The sequence below is a fragment of the Dolichospermum sp. UHCC 0259 genome (genome assembly GCF_009711935.1).
Lineage (GTDB): Bacteria > Cyanobacteriota > Cyanobacteriia > Cyanobacteriales > Nostocaceae > Dolichospermum.
The window spans coordinates 1-450 of record NZ_VIKX01000281.1; the positions used below are offsets into that span (position 1 = coordinate 1).

At 40.2% G+C, this 450-nt stretch carries 1 protein-coding gene; it reads left to right on the forward strand.

From position 1 onward, the window contains the following. Window positions 1–450: bifunctional 2-polyprenyl-6-hydroxyphenol methylase/3-demethylubiquinol 3-O-methyltransferase UbiG (locus FJR05_RS23610; protein WP_168646368.1), on the forward strand; the 450-nt coding region annotated here is incomplete at both ends.

The following is a 450-nucleotide window of genomic DNA, read 5'->3' on the forward strand; positions in this document are numbered from 1 at the left end:
CAAGAATTAGCTAACCAAGCGATCGCCGAAGGAAACCCATCATCTTGGTTTGAAATTGTCTATTCAGAATCCCTTGGTGATGCAAACAAAGTTCCTTGGGCAAAATTGACCCCCCATGACTATTTACAAGAGTGGTTACATATCTATCACCCCAGTCAAGAAAAATATAAAGCCTTAGTCATTGGTTGTGGTTTAGGAGACGATGCAGAAGCGTTAGCACAAAAACAATATCACGTCACAGCTTTTGATATCTCACCCACTGCTGTTAATTGGTGTCAGGAAAGATTCCCTAACTCATCTGTTAATTATACAGTTGCCGACCTATTAGCAATTCCTAGTCAATGGCATCAAGCTTTTGATTTAGTTTATGAATGTAGAAACATTCAAGCACTACCATTAAACGTCCGTTCTCTAGCTATTGAGTCAGTTGCTTCTACGGTTGCAATCGGG